At 61.2% G+C, this 1,947-nt stretch carries 3 protein-coding genes; 1 reads left to right on the top strand and 2 read right to left on the bottom strand.

Features of this window, described 5'->3' with window-relative positions; genetic code table 11:
• Both D6877_RS17490 and D6877_RS17485 read right to left on the bottom strand, forming a co-directional pair.
• Positions 1-674: CHAD domain-containing protein (locus tag D6877_RS17490; RefSeq protein WP_130911604.1), on the bottom strand; the 674-nt coding region annotated here is incomplete at its 3' end.
• Between the two features lie 103 nt (positions 675-777).
• Positions 778-1,056: a hypothetical protein gene (locus D6877_RS17485; RefSeq protein WP_016770894.1), complete on the bottom strand. Its 279-nt coding sequence runs from the start codon at positions 1,054-1,056 to the stop codon at positions 778-780.
• Between the two features lie 214 nt (positions 1,057-1,270).
• On the opposite strand from D6877_RS17485, the gene D6877_RS17480 reads away from it, so the two are divergent.
• A partial coding sequence (locus tag D6877_RS17480) for a patatin-like phospholipase family protein (RefSeq protein WP_130911585.1) occupies positions 1,271-1,947 on the top strand: 677 nt, incomplete at its 3' end.

The following is a 1,947-nucleotide window of genomic DNA, read 5'->3' as shown; positions in this document are numbered from 1 at the left end:
GCCACGCACGGTTGCAGATCGGCTTCCTGCTCGGCGCGGGCCAGCCATTGCCAGCAATCGTGCCAATCGCCCAGTGCGCCTTGCGCCGATTTCAGGCGTTTGTAAGCCGGTTTCGGCAAGCGATCCAGCTCGGGATAGGCTTCGATGCCATAGCGCACGCGCTTGATCAGCAGGCGCAGACGATGGCGGTCATGGGCGGGATCGTGCAGCGCCGCGTCGAGTTTTTGCCACTGTTTGCCGAGGCGTTTTTCGATGCGTTTATCCAGATCCTTGAGCAGACCCTGGCGCTGGGACGCGCGCAAAAAGCGTGGAAAGGCGTCGAGAATCATCAGCAACGAAGCCAGTTCCGCACTCGCCGCCAGCGCCGGATACGCCTCGGCCATTTGCGCCAGACGCCGCTGCGCAGCCTCAGGTTGGTCATGCTCAAGCAGATACGCCGCCAACACCTCGCGGTCACGCCACGGTGTGGTCAGATCGCCAACTGCCGAGGCCGCCGCCTCCAATTGCTCGACACCCGGCAAGCCGCGCAACGGCCGCAACAGGCTGCGCAAGCGCCGCACCGTAGTGCGCAAATCATGCAACGCCTCGGGATCAGTGCGCGCAGTCAAGCGCGCCTGACATGCCAGCAGCCGCACATCCAGGCTCAACACATGAGCCACCAAGCGATCGATCATGGGGGTCTACTCCGTAGACAGCTGCAAGCTTCAAGTTGCAAGCTGCAAGCTGAACGGGGTCGCTTTGAGCTTGCCGCTTGCAGCTTGAAACTCGCAGCTGCTGTTAGCGTCCTGCGCGGGATTCGCGGATGTAGAAGCGGGCTTTTTCGGCTTTCTTGCTGCAGCCTTCGAAGCCTTCGAATTGTTGCTGGGTCTTGGCGGCGGTCAGCAGCGACAGCGCTTTGGAATAGCTGACGGTGCCGGCGAAGCCTTCAGCCTTGGCCAGGTCCAGTTCGTGCCAGGCCGCGTCGAGTTGGCTGCCGCAGCTGTCGCGGTACGCGGTTTTGCCGGCACAACCGGCCAGAACCAGAGCCATCAACGGTACACAGATCCAGGCTTTCATCACTCACACCTCAAGGTAGGTCAACAGTCGTGCAGGTAAGACGGCCAAGCGGCGAAAAAGTGCCTCGCCTGCCGCTCAAACCACGTGGCGCAGAGAATAGCGCGCAAGCGTGCGTCGCGAGCGAAAAACGACGTCACCGCTTCGCGCAACGACCTTGGCGATTGAGCCGCTTGGCCGATGCGTGCATTGTGCAGGCTTGTCGGGAGGAAGTTTGATGAAAAAGCGTGTCGCACTGGTGCTGGGCTCCGGTGGCGCCCGGGGCTATGCCCATATCGGCGTTATCGAAGAAATTGAAAAACGCGGCTACGACATCGCCTGCATTGCCGGTTGTTCGATGGGCGCGGTGGTCGGCGGGATCTATGCCGCCGGCAAACTGGATGAGTACCGGCGCTGGATCGAAAGCCTTGATTACCTCGATGTGCTGCGCCTGGTCGATGTGAGTTTCCGTCTCGGCGCGATTCGCGGTGAAAAGGTCTTCGGGCAGATCCGCAAGATCGTCGGCGAGATCAACATCGAAGACCTGCGCATCCCCTACACCGCCGTCGCCGCCGACCTGACCAATCAGCAGGAAATCTGGTTTCAGGAGGGCTGCCTGCACCAGGCCATGCGCGCCTCGGCGGCGATTCCCAGCCTGTTTACCCCAGTGATGCAGGGCAACCGCATGCTGGTCGACGGCGGCATTCTCAATCCGTTGCCGATCGTTCCGGTGGTGTCGAGCCACTGCGACCTGATCATCGCGGTCAACCTCAACGCCACCAATCAGCGGCAGTACAAATTGCCGGTGATCGAGCGGCCAGCGGCGTTCCGTTCGCGCTTCGACAGTCTGATCAAATCCATGGGTTCGAAGTTGCCATTCCGCCGTAAACAGGCCGAGCAATTGTTGAAGCTGGA

The sequence above is a fragment of the Pseudomonas sp. Sample_9 genome (genome assembly GCF_004307535.1).
Lineage (GTDB): Bacteria > Pseudomonadota > Gammaproteobacteria > Pseudomonadales > Pseudomonadaceae > Aquipseudomonas > Aquipseudomonas mercuritolerans.
The sequence above is the reverse complement of the archived record's forward strand: the minus strand, read 5'-3'. Positions and strand labels throughout refer to the sequence as shown.